Raw genomic sequence first — 21,183 nt, forward strand, 5'->3', positions numbered from 1 at the left:
GTTTGGGTGGGTGCCTGAGGCCGTTCAGCCTTTGGCGGTTGGTTTTGGGGTAATGCGGGTCTGCGCGTCTTCGGCGCGGGCAAAGTCCGGCAGTTCGCCGGTCCACTCATAGGCCTGGGTGCCGGGCGGGTTCTCGTACCAGCCGGGGTCGCTGTAGTCGTTTGCATCGATGCCTTCGCGCACCTTCACGACCGAGAACATGCCGCCCATCTCCAGCGGCCCGTACGGGCCCCAGCCAGCCATCATCGGCACGGTATTGTCGGGCAGCGGCATCGACATCTCGCCCATGTCGGCCATGCCGGCGGTGCCCATCGGCATGTATTCGGGCTGCAGATTGCGGATCTGGCCCGTCAGCTTGCGCTTGTCGGTGCCGATGAAGGTCGGGACGTCATGGCCCATCGCGTTCATCGTGTGGTGCGACTTGTGGCAGTGGATCGCCCAGTCGCCCGGATGCACCGCGTCGAACTCATAGGCGCGCATGGCGCCGACGGGAATGTCGATCGACACCTCCGGCCAGCGTGCGCTTTCGGGCACCCAGCCGCCATCAGTGCAGGTGACTTCGAAATCATAACCATGCATGTGGATCGGGTGGTTGGTCATGGTCAGGTTGCCGGTCCTGACCCGTACCCGGTCGCCCTGGTTCACAACCAGCGGGTCGATGTCCGGGAAGATCCGGCTATTCCAGCACCACAGGTTGAAGTCCGTCATCTCCATCACCCGCGGCACATAGGAGCCTGGGTCGATGTCGAAGGCGTTGAGCATGATCAGGAAGTCCCGGTCCACCCGCATGAAATCCGGGTCCTTGGGATGCACGATGAACATGCCCATCATCCCCATCGCCATCTGCACCATCTCATCCGCGTGCGGGTGGTACATGAAGGTGCCGGATTTGATCAGGTCGAACTCGTAGACAAAGGTCTTGCCCGGCGGGATGCCTGGGTGGCTGAGGCCGCCGACCCCGTCCATGCCCGAGGGCAGGATCATCCCGTGCCAATGCACCGAGGTATGTTCGGGCAGCTTGTTGGTCACGAAGATCCGCACCCGGTCGCCCTCCACCGCCTCGATGGTGGGGCCGGTGGACTGGCCGTTATAGCCCCACAGATGCGCGATCATGCCGTCGGCCAGCTCCCGCTCGACCGGTTCGGCGACCAAGTGGAATTCCTTCACCCCGTTGTTCATCCGGAACGGCAGCGTCCAGCCGTTCAGGGTGACCACGGGGTTGTAGTCCGGCCCGGTGGAGGGCGACAGCGGCGGCTGGGTTGCCGCGCTGTCCATGCTGGCGGCTTCGGGCAGGCCCATGTTCACGGTCTTGCCCCAGGCCTGGCTGGACACCAGCGCAGCACCCGCGGCGCCGGCCCCAAGCAGTTGACGTCTGTTCATCATGTCATGTGATCCTTTCAATGGCCTGCGCCGCCGCCCGCGGCGATTTCCACGCTTCCGCCCTGCGGGGCTGAGCCGGAACCGCCGCCGTAAATCGCGGCGCTGACATTTGCCTGAGCCAGCCAGAAGTCGCGCTTGGCGTTGGCCGCTTCCAGCGAGCTTGCCAGTTTTTCACGCACATCGGTCAGCAGTTCGAAGGTATTGGTGATCATGCCATTATAGCTGAGAAGCCCTTCTTCCTCGATCGACTTGCGCAGGGGCACCAGCACGTCCCGGTAGTGGCGCGCGATCTCATAGGAGGAGTGATATGCTAGCTCAGCACTGCGGGCCTCCGAGCGGACATTCACCGCCCGTTCCGCCAACGTATTGGCCGCCTGCATGTAGGAGAGTTCAGCCTTGCGCATCCGCGCCTTGCCGGTGTCGAATACTGGAATTGCGAACTCCAGCTCCAGTTGCGGCAGGGTTTCGGTGTGGGTTTCCCCGTCCTCGCGCTCGCGCTCTGCCTCGGCACCGGCAATCAGCTCCAGGTCGGTGACAAGCCGGGTCCGGTCGGTCAGGCCAAAAGCGCGGGCCTGCGCTTCCAGCCCGAGCTTGGCGACTTTCAGGTCAACCCGGTTCCGCAATGCCGCCGTCTCGATCGACGAAACCCGCGGCAGGGACTTTGGCAGCGGCGGCAGCGCATCCGGCACATAGTAATTGGCATCGCTGCCCCACAGGCCCATCAGCCGGGTCAGCTCCTCCTTGGCGAGCTTTGCCTCCAGCCGGGCGCGGGCTACTTGCCCCGCAAGCTCTGCATTAAAGGCAAACTCCCGCGCCTGTCCCGCCTTGTTCAGCGCACCTGTCTTGCCCAGCTGGCTGGCCAGCTCCGCCCCCGCTGCCGCTGTTCCGCTGGCCTGGCGCAGATAGCTCAGCCGCTCAAAGGCGGCCACCGCATTGATCCAAGCCTGCCGGGTCTGCCCCGCCAGCGCCAGAGTATCGTTCACCGCGTTCAGCTGGGCCTGCTGAAACTGCGCCTCAGCCACGGCGATGCGCTGCTTGCGGGTCTTCACGTCCAGCAGGTTCACAGCGATGGTGGATTCCAGCGCCCGGTACAGGCCCAGCTCCGGTGCGCCGATCCCCATCAGGCCGATCGAAACCACCGGGTTTTCCGGTGTCATCTGCTGCCAGGCCTCTGCTGCTGAAAGGCCAACCGCAGCGTAAGACGCCTGCAGCCCCTTGTTGTTCAAGAGCGCAGCCTGCACCGCGGTATCGGCAGAGATCGTCTTGCCCTGCACCAGCTGCCGGACCTCTTTGGCCAGCGCCTCATTCTGGGCCTGTGTCTGGGCGAAGGCCGTGCGCTTGCCAATGGCGGCAGAGGTCTGGCGGGCGACTTCCTGAAACCCGGCCTGCGGGCTGGTGTATTTCTCCGGCACCGCAGCCGAGCAGGCGGCCAGCACCAGGGGCGGCGCCAGAAGGACGCGCCAAGTTTTTGCCGTCATCAGTGGTTCTCCTGCTGCTGCTCGTTGACACCACGCCAGGAGGCGGGGCCGCTAGGCTCGTAGTTTTCAAACCCCTTGAGGGGAGACTGGTACTTTAAGGAACGGTATGGACCGGAAGGTGCGGCGGCAGTTTGCAAGGCTGCGGTATCGGGCAGTGCCGCCGGTGTCCTGGCGCACGCCCCCAGCAGCAGGGCGCCCGCCCCGGCCAGAAAAAGAGACTTCATGTGGTTTTCCTGAGAAAAATCTGTAGAAATTCTGTGCTAGAGCACAGAACAGATTCAATGACCGCTGTGGCGGTTCAGGATCTCAGGTTCTTGGAGGACGCAAGACCTTGACCTGGTCCTGTGAGGGAAGCTGGGCGGAAGCCATTACCCAGCGGATAGGCTGCTGAACAAAGGTTGAATCCGGCTGCAGAGAAATCACCGCAACGGCCATACAGGCGCCTGCGCAGCAGTTTCCGGTATCAGCAGCGTTCCAGGGAGCGACCGGTCCATCGTGTGCGCTGGTATGGGAAGCGTCGTATGCCGCGCCTGAGATGGCCGCATCGGCGTGGCTGCCCCCACTATGAGAAACTACCGCACTACCGTGATGGCCAGCGAGGGAATGCGCGGCGGACGGAAGCGCAAATCCCAGCGAAAGGATCACTGCAAATGCAGCAGCCACCCTGATCAGCCGGAAGATATGTGCCAGAAACGCCATTCCGGTATTTCTCCTGACAGGACCGGCCCGCGTCAAGACGGCAATGATGCATGCAGCGCACAAATTTGCGTGCCCCTAAGGAAATTCTGGATTTTGCGCAACATTCCGCCAATGCATGCATTGCTTCCAGCAAACCTTCCCGCGCGGGAGGGGTGGCCGAAACCGGAAACACTTGAGAACCAAAAGTTGAGTGAAAGGCGCGAATCATACCGCAGAAATCTGTCAGCTTTCGGAGACTGTGCATGCCTCGACGACACACACATAAGATCATGCAAAATGTGGCCTAACCGGCTTGCTTTCAAGCTAGCTTCAAGGTGGTAAGCCCTGTCTGCCAGCGGCTGGAGACAAGGCCGGCTTCGATCACTACTCTACAGAAAATTTAGCTGGAGTGAGCTGCGCAGCAAATTTGACATGCATTTCGAGGACTAATGCCGGGTGTACCCTAAGTTGGCTTGATTGCTGCTGCATGACTGAAGTAATTTCCGCACTGATCACAGGCCTAAGACCGGTAGGCAGTAGTCTGGCGCATGACAGGCTTTATAACCCTTGCGGTCCTGTGGGCCCATCACTAGTGCCCGCGTTTTAGCGCGGGACGCCATTTGATTTTGTTCATAAGTTGTGAGCGGGGCCGTTGCTGAGCGTTTTCAGGATCGGGCAATCGGGCCGATGGTCGCCAGAGCATTGCTCAACAAGGTACCTGAGCGTGTCTCGCATGGCTTTCAGACCTGATATTTTTGCGTCGATCTCTTGCAGATTTTGTTCCGCAACGCGTTTTACTTCGGCGCTGGTGCGGGACTCGTCATCATAAAGCGCCAGTAGGTCACGGCAGTCCTCAATCGTGAACCCAAGTGATCGGGCCCGACCGATAAATTCAAGACGGTGCAGTTCTCTCTCTTCGAATTCGCGATATCCATTGCGACCGCGCGTGGGTTTGACTAATCCGATATCCTCATAATATCGGATGGTTTTGGCCGGCACACCTGACCGTTCTGCAACATCCCCGATATTCATGCTGTTTCTCCCTTCGGTCGGCCTTATTCAGCTGGCGCGGACTGCAATGCGGCTTTCGGTCCTCTGATTTCCACATGGTGCTTTCCTGCCGCTGGCTTAATCCAGCGCAGGCGCAACGCATTGGTCAGAACAAATACGCTGGACAGCGCCATAGCGCCTGCTGCTAGCACCGGTGACAACAACGGCCCGCCGAAAGGGTATAGCACCCCCGCCGCGACCGGGATCAGCAGCGTATTGTAGCCGAACGCCCAGAACAGGTTTTCCCGGATGTTGCGCATGGTGCCCTGGCTGACCGCAAAGGCGTTGACAACTCCATTGAGGTCACCGGACATCAACACGACATCGGCGGTCTCAATAGCCACATCGGTTCCAGTGCCGATAGCGATACCTACGTCCGCAGCAGCAAGGGCCGGTGCATCATTGATACCGTCCCCGACAAAGGCCAGCTTGCCGCCATCCGCACGCAGGTTGTTGAGCGCAGCAACTTTGCCTTCTGGCAGCACTTCGGCAACCACATGGTCAATCCCGAGATCGTCGGCGATCGCTTGGGCCGTCACGGCGTTGTCGCCGGTGATCATAGCAACCTTGAGGCCCATCCTGTGCAGCACCTCAATGGCACCAGGCGTTGTCGGCTTGACCGGATCGGCCACGGCAATCACCGCGGCAATCTGTCCGTCAACAGCAGCGTAAAGCGGTGTCTTGCCCTTGCTGGCCAGCGAACCGCTTTTCCCGGCCAGCGCACCAAGATCCACGCCTTCGCGTTCCATAAACCGGTCCGCGCCGATCAGCACCTGACGGCCTCCAACCGATGCCTGGACGCCAAAGCCGGTGATCGAGTCAAAGCTGTCGGCGTCCGGCAGCTTGATCTCCCGCGCTTCCGCTGCTGCAACGATAGCCTTGGCAATTGGATGCTCCGAACTTTGTTCCACGGCGGCGACCAGCCGCAGCACCTCATCTTCGGTCTGGCCCCCGGCCAGGATCAGGTCAGTCAATTCCGGCCGGCCAGCGGTAAGCGTGCCGGTCTTGTCGAGCGCAACCACCGTGCTTTCCTGCAGCAGCTGCAGCGCATCTCCCTTGCGGAACAGCACGCCCATTTCGGCGGCACGGCCGGTTCCAACCATGATTGAGGTCGGTGTCGCAAGGCCCATTGCACAGGGGCAGGCGATAATCAGTACCGCCACCCCTGCGACCAAAGCGAGGCTGAGCGCGGGCTCGGGGCCAAACAGAAACCAGACAGCGACGGTCAATGTCGCAACCGCTATTACGGCGGGCACGAACCAGGTGGTAATCCGGTCCACCAGCCCCTGGATCGGAAGCTTCGCGCCCTGCGCCTGCTCGACCATCCGAATAATCTGAGCCAGCATCGTATCACTGCCCACCTTCGCCGCCTGGAAGGTCAAAGCGCCGGTCCCGTTCACAGTGGCACCTACGAGCTCGGAGCCTTCGGTTTTCTGCACTGGAATGGGCTCACCTGTGATCATGCTTTCATCGACATAGGAGGAGCCGCTCAAAACCACCCCATCGACCGCGATCTTTTCGCCCGGTCGCACGTGGATGATATCGCCCACAGCAATGTCTTCGACCGCGCGCTCCTCAATTTCGCCGCCACGCTCAACCCGTGCGGTTTTCGCCTGCAGCCCGACAAGTTTACGGATCGCCTCGCCCGTGCGGCCCTTGGCCCGGGCTTCCAGCAGCCGACCCAGCAGGATCAGCACGACGATCACTGCGGCGGCCTCGTAATAGACATTGGCCGTCCCCGAAGGCAGCCATGAGGGCGCGAAAGTCGACACCAGCGAGAACCCGTAGGCCGCCGATGTGCCCAGCGCCACCAGCGAATTCATGTCAGGCGCGCCTTTGAGGAGGGCCGGAAAGCCCTTGGTGTAGAATTGCAGGCCCGGCCCGAACAGGACGATTGTGGTCAACAGGAATTGCAGGAAATAGCTGGTCTGCATTCCGATTGCGCCCGCTACGAATTCATGCATGCCTGGAATCACATGGCTGCCCATCTCGATCAGGAACACCGGCAGGGCAAGAACGGCCGCAAAGAGCGTCCGCCGGGCCAGTTGCCGGGTTTCCTCAGCTTTGCGCTTTTCTGCGTTGTTCTGCACACTTGATTTCGGCTGCGCGGGATACCCAGCTGCCGTAGCCAGCGCTGCAAGTTCGGCAGGTGTCGTGGCGCCTGCTGCAAACCGCACCGTCGCGGTTTCAGTGGCCAGGTTGACGGCGGCGTCCAAAACCCCCGCTCCCTCCTTCAGTGCCCGTTCCACGCGGCCGACACAGGAGGCGCAGGTCATGTTTTGGACTTCCAGTGTGGCTTCATCGGTCACGGCGGGATATCCGGCCTCCTTCAGCACTGCAGCCAGGCCAGCGGCAGAGAGCGACCCGTCGTGGCTGACCTGCGCAGTCTCGTTCGCGAGATTGACCGTGGCACCAGTGACTTCGGGCAAGGCCTGCAGCGCGCGTTCCACGCGTCCCACGCAGGATGCGCAGCTCATGCCTTCAACTTGGAACCGGACTGTTTCGTTCTGTGTCATTTCATCACCAAAGCTGGTTGTTTGCAGCAACATGGGACTTCCAGTTACTGGAAGGTCAAGGGTCATTCCCCTTTCCTGCTTGAAAATAGTTTCATCAGGCGATTGACAGTGCATTGCCCGCTTGACCTTCCCGTGCGGTAACCCGGTAACACCAGGCATGGAACCAAGGAGAACCAAGCATGATCACATTTAAGGTCAACGACATGAGCTGCGGCCATTGCAAATCGGCAATTGAGAAGGCAGTCACCAACCTGGACAGCAGCGCGACGCTGGAGTTTGATATGGAGGCGCGGAAAGTCCGGATCGAAAGCAAAGCTGCTCGTGAGAGCATCCAGGCAGCGCTCAAAGAGGAAGGCTACGCGTCCGAAGTTTGCTGACACTGTTCAAGGGTGCCGCTAATGGCGGCACCCTTGTTTCTGGCTCGGGACACCTTTTTCCCGCGTTCCCGCTGCCGGGCAAGCCATGGTTTCGCCAGCGGCTTCCGGGCAGCCATCAGTCCTTCGACAGTTCCGTTGCCCTTCGCGCAGCAGGCAAAGGCACCACAGCAGAATTCCGCGGCATCAGCCGATCTTCACCAGCGTGTCGGTAACAAATTCGTAGGTCGGCACATCCAGGTTGCGCGGAGCCGGGCCCTTTCGGATACGGCCGGAAGTATCATAGTGCGAGCCGTGACAGGGGCAAAACCATCCCCCGTATCCGCCAGTCGGATCGCCACCTCCCTGGCCTAACGGGATACAGCCCAAGTGGGTACACACGCCAACCACTATCAGCCACTCGGGCTTCTGAACCCGATCGGCGTCCAGTTCCGGATCTATCAGCGTTTCTGCATCATCCGCGCGGGCCTGAGCAATCCGGGCTTCGGTCCGGTGATCGATGAAAACGGGTTTGCCTTTCCATTTCAACGTGATCCGGCTGCCAGGCTCGACACCCTCAAGATCGACCTGCACAACCGAAAGCGCCGAGACATCGGCACTCGGGTTCATGCTGTCGATCAGTGGCCAAATGGCGGCTCCAGCGGCCACGGCTGCGGTACCTCCTGTAGCATAGTAGAGGATGTCGCGCCGGGTGCCAGGGCCGGAATGTTCCGGATGGTCATTGTCCTGTACCATTGTCAATCTCCCTTCCCTTTGAGTGACAGCCGGGCGATCCTCAGCGGCCGTGTCCAACTGCCATAGTGCCCCCCTCTCCAGTCCCTTTTGTGCTTCGATTGGCTTCGCCTTGGTGACGCATCGTGCTCATCCTTGGTTTGGGTATGGCAATTTTCGAAAGAACTTCCGCTTACCTACAAGATGCCGTGAGACGGCACCCATCCAGCCGCCCTTCCATCCCAGGCGGAAGCTCAAGACAGTCCGGCACACCGCCCCCGTTGGCCCGGAAGCAAAGGAGCGCTTCAAAAAATTGCCCCGATACAGCGCCCCGAGATGGCCATTAGGATGTATCGCCGGGCCCAACTGTGCCCTCTTCTTCCTTTTCGCGCCTTCCGGAGCTGTGTGTCCCAACGTGGCCACGGTGCCCCCGGTGCATCAAGAAATGCATTACCAGGCAGGCAACTAAAAGTGAGGCCGGCGACAATATAAGCGGCAATACGAATTCACGGTATTCCCATCCCATTACAATTGCGCCAAGGGCAAGTGACCCAGCCAATGGCCCCCATTTGCGCCAGATGGATGGCTTCCGGGTGTTTCGAACGATGCTATCCTGTCCGGTTTCTCTACTCATTGCAGTCTCCTTTCATCTACCTATTCAGTTGGCTGCCGGTGCTGGCTGTGTACGCCAGACGTGTTGTCCCGTTGCCCTTCCCGGGCAAGAAACAGCCGCTCAGCCAGCAGCACCGCGATGATCACGGCTAGAGCAATCAGCACAATCATTGGATCCGACTGCCACTTGATCACTGAAAATGCCGCCAGAACCGCCGCGTCGAGAGCCAATGCTGTCAGCAGGATCCAGCCGCGCACTTCGATCTTGCGCCGCAAGTTCCGCCAGACGCCCCAATGCACTGCCATATCCATGACCAGATAGAAGAACGCCCCCAGCGAGGCGATGCGCCCAAGGTCAAACAGCACGGTCAATGCACCGGCAACAAACACGGTATAAATCAGCATGTGCGACCGGATGGAGCCGGACATGCCGAAATGGCTGTGCGGGATCATCTCCATGTCGGTCAGCATGGTGAGCATGCGGGAAACGGCGAAGATGCTGGCTATCAGCCCCGACGCAGTTGCCACCATAGCCAGTGCCACGGTCAGGTAGAATCCAACCTGCCCGAGCACCGGGCCCGCGGCCTCGGCAAGGGCGTAATCCTGCGCTGCGCGGATCTCCTCTGTGCTGAGGCTGGCGCCGACAGCCAAAGCCACCAGCAGATACACTGCGGTACAAATGGCGATTGAGATCAGGATGGTCCTGCCGACATTGCGGTGCGGATCGGTGATTTCAGCACCGCTGTTGGTTATCGTGGTGAAACCCTTGAACGCCAGGATGGACAGGGCCACCGAGGCTGCGAAGCCCAGTCCGCTGGTTTCTGCACCGCCGTTCCCTGATTGCCATTCACCGCCGCTGGCCCAGAGTGCCGCAATGCCGAACAACGCGATCCCTGCGATCTTTATGGCGGACATCACGATTGACCAGCGCCCGACAGAACGGTTTCCGGAAACATTGACCATATACGCGAAGATGATCAGCGCCACGCCGATCAACGGCACCAACGGTCCGCCATCGATACCGAAAGGCCGAAGCGCGTAAGTCGCAAAGGTGCGCGCCACCAGGCTTTCGTTGATCACCATCGACAGCGCCATGAGAACCGAGGCCGCAGCCGCCACCGTACCCGGACCATATGCCTTGGTCAGGATCATCGCGATTCCGCCGGCGGAGGGCCAGGCGTTGGACATCGCAATATAGCTGTAGGCGCTGAACATCGTGACCAGCGCACCTGCGGCGAACGACAGAGGGAACCAGGACCCGGCCAACCCCGCAATCTGTCCCGTCAACGCAAAGATACCGGCCCCGATCATCACGCCGGTGCCCATGGCGACAGCCCCGGTCAGAGAAATCGAGCCGGACCTGTAGTCCGCGGCCTGGGCATGTCCTTCACTTTCCTCGCTCATCGCGGACTCCTATGAACTAATTGCCTGGTTTCTTTGCTGTTTGCTGTTGCGTCTGCGATCCGGCGCGGGCCTCCCCGACCTCCTGCACCATCACGCTCTCCGCTCACGGCCCGGCCCCGGTTGTTCACTCGCCTAGTGTCGAAACAGCGGCCTGCAGCCGTCTGGCTCTGAACGCGGCGACCACGCCTGACTGCGCTTGCAACACCGGACAGAGAGGCGAGGAAAAGGAAAGTTTGCCCGGTCATATCTTTACCCCGCGTAGGCGCAGGGAATTGAGCACCACGGAAACAGATGACGCGCTCATTGCAAAAGCGGCAAACATCGGACTGATCAGAATGCCGAAGAACGGAAACAGTACTCCCGCCGCGACCGGCACCCCGGAGGCATTGTAGATCAACGCAAAGAACAGGTTCTGCCGGATGTTGCGCATGGTCGCGCGCGCCAGGCGCCGGGCACGCACGATGCCATCCAGGTTGCCCTTGACCAGAGTGAAACCCGCACTTTCGATGGCCACGTCGGCGCCGGTGCCCATGGCGATACCGACATCCGCCTGTGCCAGCGCGGGCGCGTCATTCACGCCGTCCCCGGCCATGGCGACGCTGCGCCCCTGTTCCTGCAACTCGCGGATAATTCGGGCTTTGTCCTGCGGCAGCACATCCGCGCGGATCTCGTCGATACCCAGCTTCCCGGCAACGGCGCGGGCCGTGCGCTCATTGTCGCCGGTGGCCATGATGATGCGGAAGCCCAGATCATGTAGCGCCTTCAGCGCGGAAGGGGTCGCTTCCTTCACCGGATCGGCAACGGCCACCAGGCCGGCCACGGCGCCATTCAGTACCACGAACATTACGGTTTCACCCTGATCCCGACGGGCATCGGCCGTAGAAGCAAGACCGGCAGCCTCCAGCCCCAGGTCCGCTATCAGGCGGAGGTTGCCAAGCGCCACCGCATGGCCGTCCACACGCCCCTTCACCCCCTTCCCGGTGACTGCATCAAATTCCGTGGCCTCACCGAGTTTGATGCCCCGTTCCAGCGCTCCGGTCACGATGGCCTCGGCCAAAGGGTGCTCCGAGCCTTTCTCCAACGTCGCCGCCAGCCGGAGCACTTCTGCTTCGTCATGGCCCGGCTCGGGCACAACCGCGATCAGCCGCGGCTTGCCCTCGGTCAGGGTGCCTGTCTTGTCGACAATCAGCGTGTCCACCTTTTCGAACCGCTCAAGCGCCTCGGCGTTCTTGATGAGCACACCGGCCTGCGCACCCCGGCCGGTCGCGGTCATGATCGACATCGGCGTCGCCAAGCCAAGCGCGCAGGGACAGGCGATGATCAATACGGCGACCGCCGCGACCAGGCCATAGCTCAGCGCAGGAGCCGGACCCCAGATCGCCCATCCGGCAAAAGCCAGAACCGCAACAGCAATCACGGCCGGCACAAACCAGCCTGCCACCTTGTCGGCATACTTCTGGATTGGTGCGCGGCTTTTCTGCGCCTTAGCCACCATATCGACGATCTGGGACAACATCGTGTCGGCCCCGACTCTCGTGGCTTCAATCACCAATGACCCGGTGCCATTGATCGTCGCACCTGTAACACTGGAACCCTCGACCTTCTCGACCGGGACAGGCTCTCCGGAAATCATGCTTTCGTCGACCGAGGAGCGTCCCTCCAACACCGTGCCGTCCACCGGCACCTTGTCTCCCGGCCTTACCCTCAGCCGGTCTCCCACCTGCACCTCATCTAGGGGGATCTCTTCTTCCTGTCCACCGATGCGGATCACCCGTGCGGTCTTGGGCGCCATATCCAGCAGGGCACGGATCGCCCGCCCGGTCCCTTCCCGGGCCCGCAATTCCATCACCTGCCCCAACAGAACAAGCGTGACAATCACTGCCGCAGCCTCAAAATAGACGCCGACATGCCCTTCGGCGTCACGGAAGCCGTCAGGGAACATGCCCGGTGCAAGTACTGCCGCAACGCTGAATAGCCAGGCCGCCGCCACTCCCATGCTGATCAAGCTGAACATATTGAGGTTCATGGTGCGGAACGAGTTCCAGCCGCGAACAAGAAACGGCCAGCCGCTCCACCAGACAACCGGCGAGCCAAGAAGCAGTTCAATCCAGAGTGTGTTACGTTCCCCGAAAATATCCCGGACACCTGCCAGGCCGGCATAGGGCCCCATGGTAAGAACCAACAATGGAACTGTTAGTATCGCACCGGCCCAGAGCCGCCGGGTGAAATCGGTGAGTTCTGGGTTTGGCCCCTCCTCCGCAACAGAACCTGCTTCTCGCTCCAGCCCCATCCCGCAAAGAGGGCACGCGCCCGGTTCGGTTTGCCGAACTTCCGGGTGCATTGGGCAAGTATACACAGGGCCTTCCCAGCCAATGGGAACCTTGTCATAACCTCCACTCAGAGCAGTTTTTCCATGCCCGAAAGCTGCGTGCCCATGGTGGTGAGCATGACCGGCCGTTTCCTTGCCAGCTTCTGGGACAAGGTGCATGCCGCAAATCGGGCAGTTTTCAGCTTCAGCGCTCCGAATGTGCGGGTGCATCGGACAAACAAATTTGTCTTCGTCTGCTACACTGGAGCTTTTATTGTTGGGAAGTTCGTTCATGTTATTGCCCTTCCGGTTGGGGAATGCCGCCATCGTGAGTTTTCAAGTCACTGTAAGGTCAACGCAGCCAGCGTATGATTTGCCGCCTCGGCTAGAAGCGGGGCGATGCCGATAGCATTGCTTTCATGAGGAATCGTATCGGTGGTCACGACTTGGCTTGCCCCGGCGGCCAGAATCTCGGCGTGAGCTTGCCCGGCAAAGACTGCATGGATTACCGCACACAGAGGCGGCTTGGCTCCGGCTTCCGCCAGCCGTTCGATTGCCCCCACCAATGTTCTCCCCGAGGACGCAATATCATCGACTAGAACTGGTGTGCCGGAACATCTCCACTGGCGGCCGGATTTGCTAACCTCAACTCTGCGGTCGCCGGAACGCACCTTGCGCAAAACCTCGTATGGACAGCCAACGAGCGAAGCGACCTCCGCAACCCATTGCCGGCTTTCGCTATCGGGGCCAACCAGCACCGGATTTTCAACACTCTCCGCGATCCACTGTGCCAGCAGTGGCGCAGCAGAAACCCGGCCAGCGGGAATGGCAAACAACTCATCAAGGGCCTGGATCCGATGCAGATGCGGATCCACCGTCACAAGCCAGTCAAAGCTTTCCTCGAGGAAACGGGCGAACAATCTGGCGCTAACCGCCTCTCCAGAGTGGAACCTCCGGTCCTGGCGCATGTACCCCAGATAGGGCGCAATTAGACCGGCGTGTACAGCGCCCATCTCGCGCGCCGTATCAGCGGCAAAGCGCAGCGGCATCGCATGCCGGTCCGGGTCACACAAAGAACACAGGATCACCGACTCGCGGCCTTCGAGATCACCATGCAGGGTTATCCGGCTCTCGCCATCCGGAAACCGGTGCCAGTCCACTGGCGCCACTTCTGCCCCGATCAGCGCCGCCAGTTGATCTGCCAGTGGACGCATATTGTGAAATGGGATCAGAACGGGTCTCATTTTGGCACCTCAATGCGGAAAATCTCTTTCTGCGCGCTGGAAAAATCGCTGGCATAGGCCAATTCGCCCGGCGTCTCAGCCCAGATTTCGAACAGGGGTTGTCCGAGCTGGACCAGTGTCCCGGGCCGCGCCATAAGCAACACCCCTGCGCGGGCCTGCTGCGGGGCCCCGGCCAGTTTTGCCACCCGGGCAATAAGGCGGTTGTCGATAGCTGTGATCACTCCATCGCAAGGGGCTACAAAAGGTATCCGGTAGGGGGCTTTAGCCGGCTCGGCAAACCCGCCCTGAGCCGCGCATATCGCCATGAACCGATGCTCCGCCGCGCCGCTGTCGAGCAAAACCCTCGCCCGCTCAACGCCTGCGGTTTCTCCGCTCATTTCCAGCAGGAGCCCAGCCAGTACCAGCGCCCGTTCTCTCAGATCGCCCGGCGCATCTGGTGTACGGCGCAGCACCTTCAGCACATCCATTGCCTCGAGTGCCGGACCGATCCCGCACCCTACTGGCTGGCTGCCGTCGCTGACATGAATCGCCAGGTCCAATCCAATCGCCCGGGCTGTGGCGCGCAGCCGCGCCGACAGGGCTTCGGCCGCATTTTCCGAACGCACTTTCGCGGTGGGCCCCACAGGGATGTCGATCACGACACGGTCCGATCCGGCCGCCGCCTTTTTGGAGAGAATGCTGGCAACCAATTGCCCGTCGCTGTCAAAGTCGAGAGGCCGCTCAATGCGGATCAGAATGTCGTCGGCCGGGCTAAGCCCCAAGGCTCCGCCCCAAACGATGCAGCCACCCTGCGCTTCGACAACCTTGCTCATGGCAGCAGTATCGAGCGCCACCGGAGCCATTACCTCCATTGTGTCAGCGGTCCCTGAAGGCGAAGTAATGGCACGGCTGGATGTCTTGGGGATCACAAGCCCTGCTGCCGCGACGATGGCCACTACGATCGGTGTGGTGCGGTTCCCGGGCAATCCGCCAACGCAATGCTTGTCCAGCACAGGCCCTTCGCCCCATTCCAGTGATCTGCCAGCCTCCTGCATGGCACGGGTCAAAGCGATGGTTTCACAGGTACTCAGATGCTCTCCTGCACAAGCCGTTACGAAGGCAGCCAGATCCAAATCCGACAGCCGGTGTGCCATCGCATCTTTTATGATCGTGGCGAATTGCGCTTGGTGCAGCCGCTCACCATAGACCTTGGCGCGGATTAGCGAAGCCGCCTCTGGCAGTTCGGGGTGGGAGAACTGACCCATATCACCCAGCCTCGGCCGCAATGCAGCCCAAGCTGCGTCGGATAGCGCTGCCGCTTCCGGACCCAGCCATCCTGCCCCGGTGACAACGTTCAGCGATGCGATCACCGACCGTCCGCCGCAGTCGATCCGCACCCGGGTCAGCGCACGAAATCCTTCGGCGCGGCAAACATGGCAGTCCAGATGCATGAAGACGACAGGCTGGCTGTAAGTGTCTATTTCCGCCCGTACTAGCGGAAGGCAATGTCTATCACGCGTCATCGCGGCGTCTCCAAACTGATTGTTTCAAGGTGCTCTGGCACCCTCGCTTTCCAGCCCAGTTCATGGTTGATGCGAAAACGCAGCGCGTCGGCCGCTTCTGGCTCACCGTGAGTTACATAGGTCATCCGGGGAGGGACCGGCGCAGCGCCCAGCCATTCAAGCAGCTCGTTGGCATCGGCATGGCCGGACAAGCTGCCCAGAGAGATCACCTCGGCCTCGATCGGGATGTCACGCCCAAAGATGCGCAAGTGATCTGCTCCGGCGGCAAGCGCAGCACCGCGCGTTCCGCTGGCTTGAAACCCCGACAACAGGATCGCGTTACGGCGATCCCCTCCATATGAAAGAACGTGATGCAAAATACGTCCTCCAGTCAGCATGCCGCTGGCTGAAATGATGATTTTGGGGAAAGGCATGGTGTTGATCTGCTTGGATTCCTCAACAGAACGCACACGCTTGGCGAGTTCAAACATATCCGAGCATTCGGCCCAACTGACCTTATGCTCCTTGTGATGGCGGTGATAAATTTCGGTGGCATTTGTTGCCATCGGGCTGTTTAGAAAGACCGGCACTTCGGGAATATCACCGCGTCTGCAAAGCCGCGCGATGTGATACATCAGCCCCTGTGCCCGCCCTACCGCAAAGGCCGGGATGAGGATTGTTCCGCCCCGCCCGATAACTCGGCGGATAACACGGGAGAGCTGCGCTTCGGCATCGACAGGCTCATGCTGGCGGTTGCCATAGGTGGATTCACACACGAGGACGTCCGCCCCCGCAAACGGGGTTGGAGAGCGCATCAGAGGGTCGCTTTGACGGCCGAGGTCACCGCTGAAATGCAATGCCGTGCTACCAAGGCATAATCGTATTTGCGCCGCTCCAAGCAAATGCCCTGCCGGGATGAAGTTGGCCGTGATCCCGTCGCCTAAATCGACTGGCGTGTCGAATGGTACAGTTTCCAGCTTGCTCAGCGCCTTCTGCGCATCCTTTTGCGTGTAAAGGGGGGTCGGGCGGGCATGGACCGAAAACTTCTTTCGGCGGGCAAAGGACGCCTCTTCCTCCTGCAGATGTCCACTGTCGGGCAGGATCAAGCCGCACAATTCCTTGGTCGATTGTGTGCAAATGACCTTGCCCGCGAACCCTGCCTTAACCAGCGCAGGGATATAGCCGGAATGATCGAGATGTGCATGTGTCAGGAGAACAGTATCGATAGATCGAGGCCGGACCGGAAAAGGCTTCCGATTGCGCAAGCGGAGCTGCTTGAACCCTTGAAACAGTCCGCAATCGATCAGGATCCTGCGACCGCGCCATTCAACGAGGTAGCGGGATCCAGTGACGGTCCCGGTGGCCCCGAGGAAGCGCAGGGTCGGTTGCTGCGACTTGCTCATTGCGCTTCTCCTCTTCTATTGCTCCGAACGCTTTAGGGTAGCAAGGTGACCTGTTGCACCTCATCCACGCGCGGCGATCACGTTGAAAATTGGCCCAAATACGAGTGCCACGAACCAACCGTAGGCAAAGGCTTCTGCTAGACCGATCAGGAAGGAAGTTGCTGTGAGCCACGTCATGCCAGGCATCAGCGAGATCCAAGCGCGGTACATCGCATACTGCGGAAAGATCAGATCGAAGCCGACACACAGCATATAAGTCACGGCCAGGAAAATGCTCAGCGCCCAGCCCAGCTTGACGACAGGGATACGCGGGGGCGCCATCACGTTTTCGGGGCCGACCTCAGAAACATGACCCGTTGCGCAAGGGCCGCATCCAAGCCGCAGCACAGCAAAGACTAGCAGAGCTGCAGTCGCAAAATAGAGTATGGCAAACACTTCTCGAACTCCTGAACACACCACACAGCATGTGAACCGGGCCGCTTGGCTGGACGCTCAACTGGACCGGGTGGTTGGTTCAAGAAAAATTCGGAGGGTGAGGAGACGGTGAAAGGGCTATTCCGTCCGCAAGCAGCCGGATATTGAATACGGCAACCGACATTTCCGGCTTCCATTCAGGCATCAGGACAAGTGGGAGTAGAGCCAAAGCGTGACACATTGCATGCAGTCCACAGTCACCCAAAGACGCAGGCACGCTATAGAGGCTTCGATCGTGCTGAATAGACTCTTGCTGCCCATAATCCGCAGCTAAGGCCTGAACATGGCTATAGCCAGATACTGAATGCTCTGCACCTACCGTTCGGTCCGCCCCCGCAGACGCCATCAGAATTGCAGACAACAGCAGGACCAGTGTCAGGTGAAGCGCCGAGCGAAGCCGCCGCAGTCCAATTCTCCTGTACGTTACTCCTGCAACTCCCACGATCCGCTTCTCCAAATGACTACTCAAGTCTACATGTTATTTGCCCGGAGGCCTTGATTTGCCTCAACCGCCTTGCTCTCGCTTCCAGGTTGCCCAAAGAAGAGGCGCTCCGGTCAGCAGCCCTAGCCCCAGCACTGCCCAGATGGCACCAGGTCCATCAGGCCCGGCCAGCTCACTGCCAAGATGCGCCAGGATGAAGCTCGCTGGCAAAATGCCAGCCGCGGTTGCGAGTGCGAAGCGCCAGAACCGCAATGCAGTCAGCCCTGCTGCATAGCTGATCAAGTCAAATGAGACGAAGGGCAAAAGGCGGCTGCCAAACACCGTCAGCATCAGTGCATTCTGCGATCCCATGAGACCTGTCTCAAGCTTAGCGCCCAGATAGCGCTGGATAGCCGAGCGCCCCAATCGCCGGGCAATCAGAAAGGCGATGATCGCTCCCAACTCGGCCCCCAGTGCAACGAGACCGGTGCCCAGCAAATGCCCGTAGGCCGCCCCGGCTGCCACCGCTACAGGAGCTGAAGGCAAAGGGCTGGCAACGATCGCCATAGTCATCAGCCCTACGATCACCAGCGGCCCCAAGATGCCAGCCGCATCGACCCAAGCTGTAATGTCTGCACGCGTCATTGCAGGCGGCAAAGCATCAGCCTTCCAAAGAACAAGCACCATCAACAAAGCGACGGCCATAACCGCTAGCACCGACCTGTGGCGGCGACGGAAATCCGGTAATCGTCCTGTGCGCAGCATGTGCCTTCCTCGTCGAAATCGTTGGCGCGTTTTTTGATGTACCGCCATCTTCCACAGACTAGGACATTTAGGATTGGCCGATCCACCTTGCCCGGATGGGCAAATGTATCGCTCAGTCGTAGCAAAGCGCTTTGCGACAGCTCGATACAAAATAGGCGAGTTTTCCAAGCAATATTGCACCGGCCCTGATTGATGTTGCCCGCAATAGAGCAATCGTTATTAATCCGCAGCTTCGCGTGCCTGTTTTACCAATTCTTGCAGTTGCGGTTGCTCAACAAAACCGGGAATCAAGTTTTCGCCAATTACGAAAGAGGGCGTGCCGTTGAAGCCCAACTTGCGCGACAGCGCCATAGAAGTGGCAATATGCTCCTCCACCTCCGGCGCGTCCATGTCCCGGCGCAGCTGTTCCACGTCCAGCCCGGTTTCACGTGCGATACGGATGACCGAAGCCTCTGTGGCCCTGCCCTCCATTCCCATCAGCGCCCAATGGAATTCTTCGTACTTGCCTTGTTTGCGCGACGCCAGAGCGGCACGTGCAGCAAAGACAGAACCCTCGCCCAGGATGGGCCACTCGCGGTAGACCAGCCGGACATTGTCATCATCTTTCAGCAGCCCCTGCACCGGAGCCATCGCACGGCGGCAATAGGGGCAGTTGTAGTCGAAGAACTCGACAACTGTTACATCCCCTTCGGGATTGCCCAGAACCGGGGCGTTGGGATCGCGTTCCAGCGTGGCACGGTTGTTGTCAAGAACCACCCGAGCAGCTTCAGCTTTGGCGGCGTCCTGGTCAAGCTGCAGCATTTCGACCGCCTGCATGATGATTTCGGGCCGCTCCAGGATTGCCTCATAGACCAGTTGCTTGATCTCCGCCTCTGTCAATTCTTTGGCCAAGCCGGGCAAAGGCAAAAAGGTAAGACAGAGTAACGGCAAAATACGTTTAGGACGGATCATTGGTTTCTTCCTTCTTGCTGGGCTTCTACTTCTGTTCTTTCTGCTTGGTACCGCTGCTCGCGCTCGGGCCAAGCTGATTTTATGAAATTCAGGATACCGCGAATTTGCGCATCACTCAGCTGGCTGCCAAAGCCTGGCATGCCGCTGTCCAAGGCGACTCCGCTGTTTGCTAGCGCAGCCTGCCCCCCCAATTTGGTATATTCGAACAGCATTCGGTCAGAATGGTGCCAAGTGTGGCCCGTCTCATCATGCGGAGGCGCCGGCAGGCGGCCATCCTCCCCTGGGCCGCGCCAATTCGGCTGGCCCTCAAGATTTGCCCCGTGGCAAGACGCACAGTACTCCGCATAGAGCACCTTTCCCTGTGCAACTGACACCGCATCAGCCATTGGCGCGACCGGGAAAGAAGGCCGGAAAACCCACGCCGCTGCAACTCCGGCGACCGCCAGCACCGCCGCCGCACTGATGACCGCCCGCGTCATGCCTGCACCCGGATCCAGGTCATCATGCCAGAGGCCGCATGCGAAAGCATGTGACAGTGGAATGCCCAATCGCCGGGATTATCGGCAACAAAAGCAATCTCGTGGCTTTCGCCGGCAAAGCTGAGAAGCGTGTCGCGCAGGTGGCCCATCGAGCCATCGGCATTTACGGTGCGGAAATGCATCCCGTGCAGATGCATAGCGTGCGGGAATGCTGTGTCGTTGGACACTGTGACCCGGACAGTCTCGCCCCGCGCCACCGTGGCCAGCGGAGTCTGCGTCATGCCAACAGTACCGTTGAAGGCCCAGAACTGGTTCGCCTCCACCATTTGCCGGAACCCGGTGTTCTGCCCGTTAAGAACAGCACTGCGCAGCGAACCCATTGCTCCGCCAGCCATGTCAAGCCGCAGCTCCCTCGCAGCATCCAACCCCGTCACCTCCATCGCCGGGTTCGGCGGAAGCGGCGCCGGGGAACCGCGCCGGGCGCTACTGGACACGCCGCGCACCGGGAAGGCAGCCTGGGCATAGCCTTGATTGTCCTCGATCCGCGCGAGAAACGCCTCTTCGCCGTCTCCGGCTGTGACATCTACAAGGAGATCAGCACGCTGGCCGGGACCGAGCAGCAAATCTCCCGAAACGGTCTTGGGTGCTGGCAGCGGCATCCCGTCCAGCGCCATCACCCAGCCCTCGAAGTTGACCAGCGCCAGCATGAAGATCCTAGCGTTGGAGGCATTGATCAGCCGAAGCCGGAGCCGCTCATGCCGCTTGACCGATTGGGTCCAGGCTGACTGTCCGTTGGTCGAAATGAAATTGCCCAACCGGCCAGCATGTGACCGGTCATGGCGCGTCTCGAAGTCTGGATTTAGCTGCCCGCCATCAGGTTCCAGCAGCCAGTCATCGAGTACCAGTGTGATATCCCGGTCAATATCCGGAGGTGCCTTTTCGTCAACAATGAGCGGGCCGTGCAGTCCGCGCGCCACCTGTTCGACGGACCGGTTGTGCGCGTGATACCAATAGGTGCCTGCATCCCGAACGGTGAAATCATAGTCGAAGCTGCCCCGTGGCTGAACCGGTGCCTGGGTAAGCCCAGCAACCCCATCCATCGAATTCGCCGCGCGGATGCCGTGCCAATGGACCGTGCTTGCCTGCGGCAGATCGTTGACAAAACGCCGTCGCACCCGGCCGCCTTGGGGCACCCGGATTTCCGGTCCCGGCGTGCCGCCTGAATAACCCCAAATCTCAGTTTTTGGGTAGTCTGACGGCAGTAGCTGCACCGCTTTGACGGTGGCGCGCAACTCCATCATGTCCGGCACCAGGGCATCCCCCCGGACCGGCAATTCCGCCAACACGCCAGCGGCACCCGCCGCTGTCAGAAACCCTCGTCTTGAAAACATTTCTCTTTCCTCTCAGACAAGCGAACCGCGAGGGACGGTTCACTGATGTTCTGATTATCTCAA

General features: G+C 60.3%; 19 protein-coding genes. 1 reads left to right on the forward strand and 18 read right to left on the reverse strand.

Translation table 11 applies throughout. The annotated features are described in order from the left end of the window. Positions 1-24: 24 nt before the first annotated feature. The 6 genes from AC4HIX_RS16340 to AC4HIX_RS16365 form a co-directional block, all read right to left on the reverse strand. Entirely contained in the window at positions 25-1,383 is a 1,359-nt protein-coding gene (locus AC4HIX_RS16340) for a multicopper oxidase family protein (RefSeq protein WP_027236572.1), read from the reverse strand. Positions 1,384-1,397: 14 nt separating this feature from the next. Further along, positions 1,398-2,858, reverse strand: a complete 1,461-nt coding sequence (locus AC4HIX_RS16345) for a TolC family protein (protein WP_027236571.1) — start codon at positions 2,856-2,858, stop codon at positions 1,398-1,400. Then, positions 2,858-3,082 (reverse strand): hypothetical protein, encoded by a 225-nt coding sequence (locus AC4HIX_RS16350; protein WP_051357810.1) that lies wholly within the window; start codon positions 3,080-3,082, stop codon positions 2,858-2,860. The genes AC4HIX_RS16345 and AC4HIX_RS16350 overlap by 1 nt, the downstream gene beginning before the upstream one ends. A gap of 82 nt (positions 3,083-3,164) precedes the next feature. Further along, positions 3,165-3,557, reverse strand: a complete 393-nt coding sequence (locus AC4HIX_RS16355; protein ID WP_152612217.1) for a hypothetical protein — start codon at positions 3,555-3,557, stop codon at positions 3,165-3,167. Positions 3,558-4,166: 609 nt separating this feature from the next. After that, on the reverse strand, positions 4,167-4,568 hold the full coding sequence (gene cueR / locus AC4HIX_RS16360) for a Cu(I)-responsive transcriptional regulator (RefSeq protein ID WP_027236569.1): 402 nt from the start codon (positions 4,566-4,568) through the stop codon (positions 4,167-4,169). Between the two features lie 23 nt (positions 4,569-4,591). Further along, the gene (locus AC4HIX_RS16365; RefSeq protein WP_027236568.1) at positions 4,592-7,102 is read right to left on the reverse strand and encodes a heavy metal translocating P-type ATPase; all 2,511 of its coding nucleotides are present in this window, start codon (positions 7,100-7,102) and stop codon (positions 4,592-4,594) included. A gap of 179 nt (positions 7,103-7,281) precedes the next feature. On the opposite strand from AC4HIX_RS16365, the gene AC4HIX_RS16370 reads away from it, so the two are divergent. Next, positions 7,282-7,479, forward strand: coding sequence for a cation transporter (locus tag AC4HIX_RS16370; RefSeq protein WP_027236567.1), 198 nt, complete (start codon positions 7,282-7,284; stop codon positions 7,477-7,479). A gap of 183 nt (positions 7,480-7,662) precedes the next feature. On the opposite strand, the gene petA is transcribed toward AC4HIX_RS16370, so the two are convergent. From petA to AC4HIX_RS16430, 12 genes are all read right to left on the reverse strand, one after another. Next, a complete protein-coding gene (gene petA, locus AC4HIX_RS16375; RefSeq protein WP_036797405.1) occupies positions 7,663-8,211 on the reverse strand; it encodes a ubiquinol-cytochrome c reductase iron-sulfur subunit in 549 nt (182 codons plus the stop codon). 319 nt (positions 8,212-8,530) lie between these two features. Then, the gene (locus AC4HIX_RS16380) at positions 8,531-8,821 is read right to left on the reverse strand and encodes a DUF2933 domain-containing protein (RefSeq protein ID WP_082023084.1); all 291 of its coding nucleotides are present in this window, start codon (positions 8,819-8,821) and stop codon (positions 8,531-8,533) included. 20 nt (positions 8,822-8,841) lie between these two features. Continuing rightward, positions 8,842-10,203, reverse strand: coding sequence for an APC family permease (locus AC4HIX_RS16385; RefSeq protein ID WP_051357809.1), 1,362 nt, complete (start codon positions 10,201-10,203; stop codon positions 8,842-8,844). A 241-nt stretch (positions 10,204-10,444) separates the two neighbouring features. Then, complete coding sequence (locus tag AC4HIX_RS16390; protein WP_027236565.1) at positions 10,445-12,805, reverse strand: copper-transporting P-type ATPase; 2,361 nt, start codon at positions 12,803-12,805, stop codon at positions 10,445-10,447. Between the two features lie 47 nt (positions 12,806-12,852). After that, on the reverse strand, positions 12,853-13,755 hold the full coding sequence (locus AC4HIX_RS16395; RefSeq protein ID WP_027236564.1) for a ribose-phosphate diphosphokinase: 903 nt from the start codon (positions 13,753-13,755) through the stop codon (positions 12,853-12,855). Further along, positions 13,752-15,257, reverse strand: a complete 1,506-nt coding sequence (locus AC4HIX_RS16400; protein WP_027236563.1) for a thymidine phosphorylase family protein — start codon at positions 15,255-15,257, stop codon at positions 13,752-13,754. Before AC4HIX_RS16400 ends, AC4HIX_RS16395 begins: the two co-directional genes overlap by 4 nt. Then, positions 15,254-16,639, reverse strand: a complete 1,386-nt coding sequence (locus tag AC4HIX_RS16405) for an MBL fold metallo-hydrolase RNA specificity domain-containing protein (RefSeq protein ID WP_027236562.1) — start codon at positions 16,637-16,639, stop codon at positions 15,254-15,256. The genes AC4HIX_RS16400 and AC4HIX_RS16405 overlap by 4 nt, the downstream gene beginning before the upstream one ends. Positions 16,640-16,699: 60 nt before the next feature. Next, on the reverse strand, positions 16,700-17,074 hold the full coding sequence (locus AC4HIX_RS16410; protein ID WP_167332325.1) for a DUF5676 family membrane protein: 375 nt from the start codon (positions 17,072-17,074) through the stop codon (positions 16,700-16,702). Positions 17,075-17,618: 544 nt separating this feature from the next. After that, complete coding sequence (locus AC4HIX_RS16415; protein WP_051357808.1) at positions 17,619-18,299, reverse strand: TVP38/TMEM64 family protein; 681 nt, start codon at positions 18,297-18,299, stop codon at positions 17,619-17,621. 219 nt (positions 18,300-18,518) lie between these two features. Then, positions 18,519-19,250 carry a DsbA family protein gene (locus AC4HIX_RS16420; RefSeq protein WP_154667788.1) on the reverse strand — a complete coding sequence of 244 codons (732 nt, stop codon included), beginning with the start codon at positions 19,248-19,250 and terminating at the stop codon, positions 18,519-18,521. Next, on the reverse strand, positions 19,247-19,729 hold the full coding sequence (locus tag AC4HIX_RS16425) for a c-type cytochrome (protein ID WP_027236558.1): 483 nt from the start codon (positions 19,727-19,729) through the stop codon (positions 19,247-19,249). Before AC4HIX_RS16425 ends, AC4HIX_RS16420 begins: the two co-directional genes overlap by 4 nt. Then, positions 19,726-21,120 (reverse strand): multicopper oxidase family protein, encoded by a 1,395-nt coding sequence (locus AC4HIX_RS16430; protein WP_027236557.1) that lies wholly within the window; start codon positions 21,118-21,120, stop codon positions 19,726-19,728. Before AC4HIX_RS16430 ends, AC4HIX_RS16425 begins: the two co-directional genes overlap by 4 nt. Between the last annotated feature and the right edge of the window lie 63 nt (positions 21,121-21,183).

The sequence above is a fragment of the Leisingera sp. genome (assembly GCF_982940295.1).

Excerpts from the sequence above, each read along its gene's own strand:
- AC4HIX_RS16340 (WP_027236572.1), bottom strand. The coding sequence starts at position 1,383 with ATGATGAACAGACGTCAACTGCTTGGGGCCGGCGCCGCGGGTGCTGCG.
- AC4HIX_RS16345 (WP_027236571.1), bottom strand. The coding sequence starts at position 2,858 with ATGACGGCAAAAACTTGGCGCGTCCTTCTGGCGCCGCCCCTGGTGCTG.
- AC4HIX_RS16350 (WP_051357810.1), bottom strand. The coding sequence starts at position 3,082 with ATGAAGTCTCTTTTTCTGGCCGGGGCGGGCGCCCTGCTGCTGGGGGCG.
- AC4HIX_RS16355 (WP_152612217.1), bottom strand. The coding sequence starts at position 3,557 with ATGGCGTTTCTGGCACATATCTTCCGGCTGATCAGGGTGGCTGCTGCA.
- cueR (WP_027236569.1), bottom strand. The coding sequence starts at position 4,568 with ATGAATATCGGGGATGTTGCAGAACGGTCAGGTGTGCCGGCCAAAACC.
- AC4HIX_RS16365 (WP_027236568.1), bottom strand. The coding sequence starts at position 7,102 with ATGACACAGAACGAAACAGTCCGGTTCCAAGTTGAAGGCATGAGCTGC.
- AC4HIX_RS16370 (WP_027236567.1), top strand. The coding sequence starts at position 7,282 with ATGATCACATTTAAGGTCAACGACATGAGCTGCGGCCATTGCAAATCG.
- petA (WP_036797405.1), bottom strand. The coding sequence starts at position 8,211 with ATGGTACAGGACAATGACCATCCGGAACATTCCGGCCCTGGCACCCGG.
- AC4HIX_RS16380 (WP_082023084.1), bottom strand. The coding sequence starts at position 8,821 with ATGAGTAGAGAAACCGGACAGGATAGCATCGTTCGAAACACCCGGAAG.
- AC4HIX_RS16385 (WP_051357809.1), bottom strand. The coding sequence starts at position 10,203 with ATGAGCGAGGAAAGTGAAGGACATGCCCAGGCCGCGGACTACAGGTCC.
- AC4HIX_RS16390 (WP_027236565.1), bottom strand. The coding sequence starts at position 12,805 with ATGAACGAACTTCCCAACAATAAAAGCTCCAGTGTAGCAGACGAAGAC.
- AC4HIX_RS16395 (WP_027236564.1), bottom strand. The coding sequence starts at position 13,755 with ATGAGACCCGTTCTGATCCCATTTCACAATATGCGTCCACTGGCAGAT.
- AC4HIX_RS16400 (WP_027236563.1), bottom strand. The coding sequence starts at position 15,257 with ATGACGCGTGATAGACATTGCCTTCCGCTAGTACGGGCGGAAATAGAC.
- AC4HIX_RS16405 (WP_027236562.1), bottom strand. The coding sequence starts at position 16,639 with ATGAGCAAGTCGCAGCAACCGACCCTGCGCTTCCTCGGGGCCACCGGG.
- AC4HIX_RS16415 (WP_051357808.1), bottom strand. The coding sequence starts at position 18,299 with ATGCTGCGCACAGGACGATTACCGGATTTCCGTCGCCGCCACAGGTCG.
- AC4HIX_RS16420 (WP_154667788.1), bottom strand. The coding sequence starts at position 19,250 with ATGATCCGTCCTAAACGTATTTTGCCGTTACTCTGTCTTACCTTTTTG.
- AC4HIX_RS16425 (WP_027236558.1), bottom strand. The coding sequence starts at position 19,729 with ATGACGCGGGCGGTCATCAGTGCGGCGGCGGTGCTGGCGGTCGCCGGA.
- AC4HIX_RS16430 (WP_027236557.1), bottom strand. The coding sequence starts at position 21,120 with ATGTTTTCAAGACGAGGGTTTCTGACAGCGGCGGGTGCCGCTGGCGTG.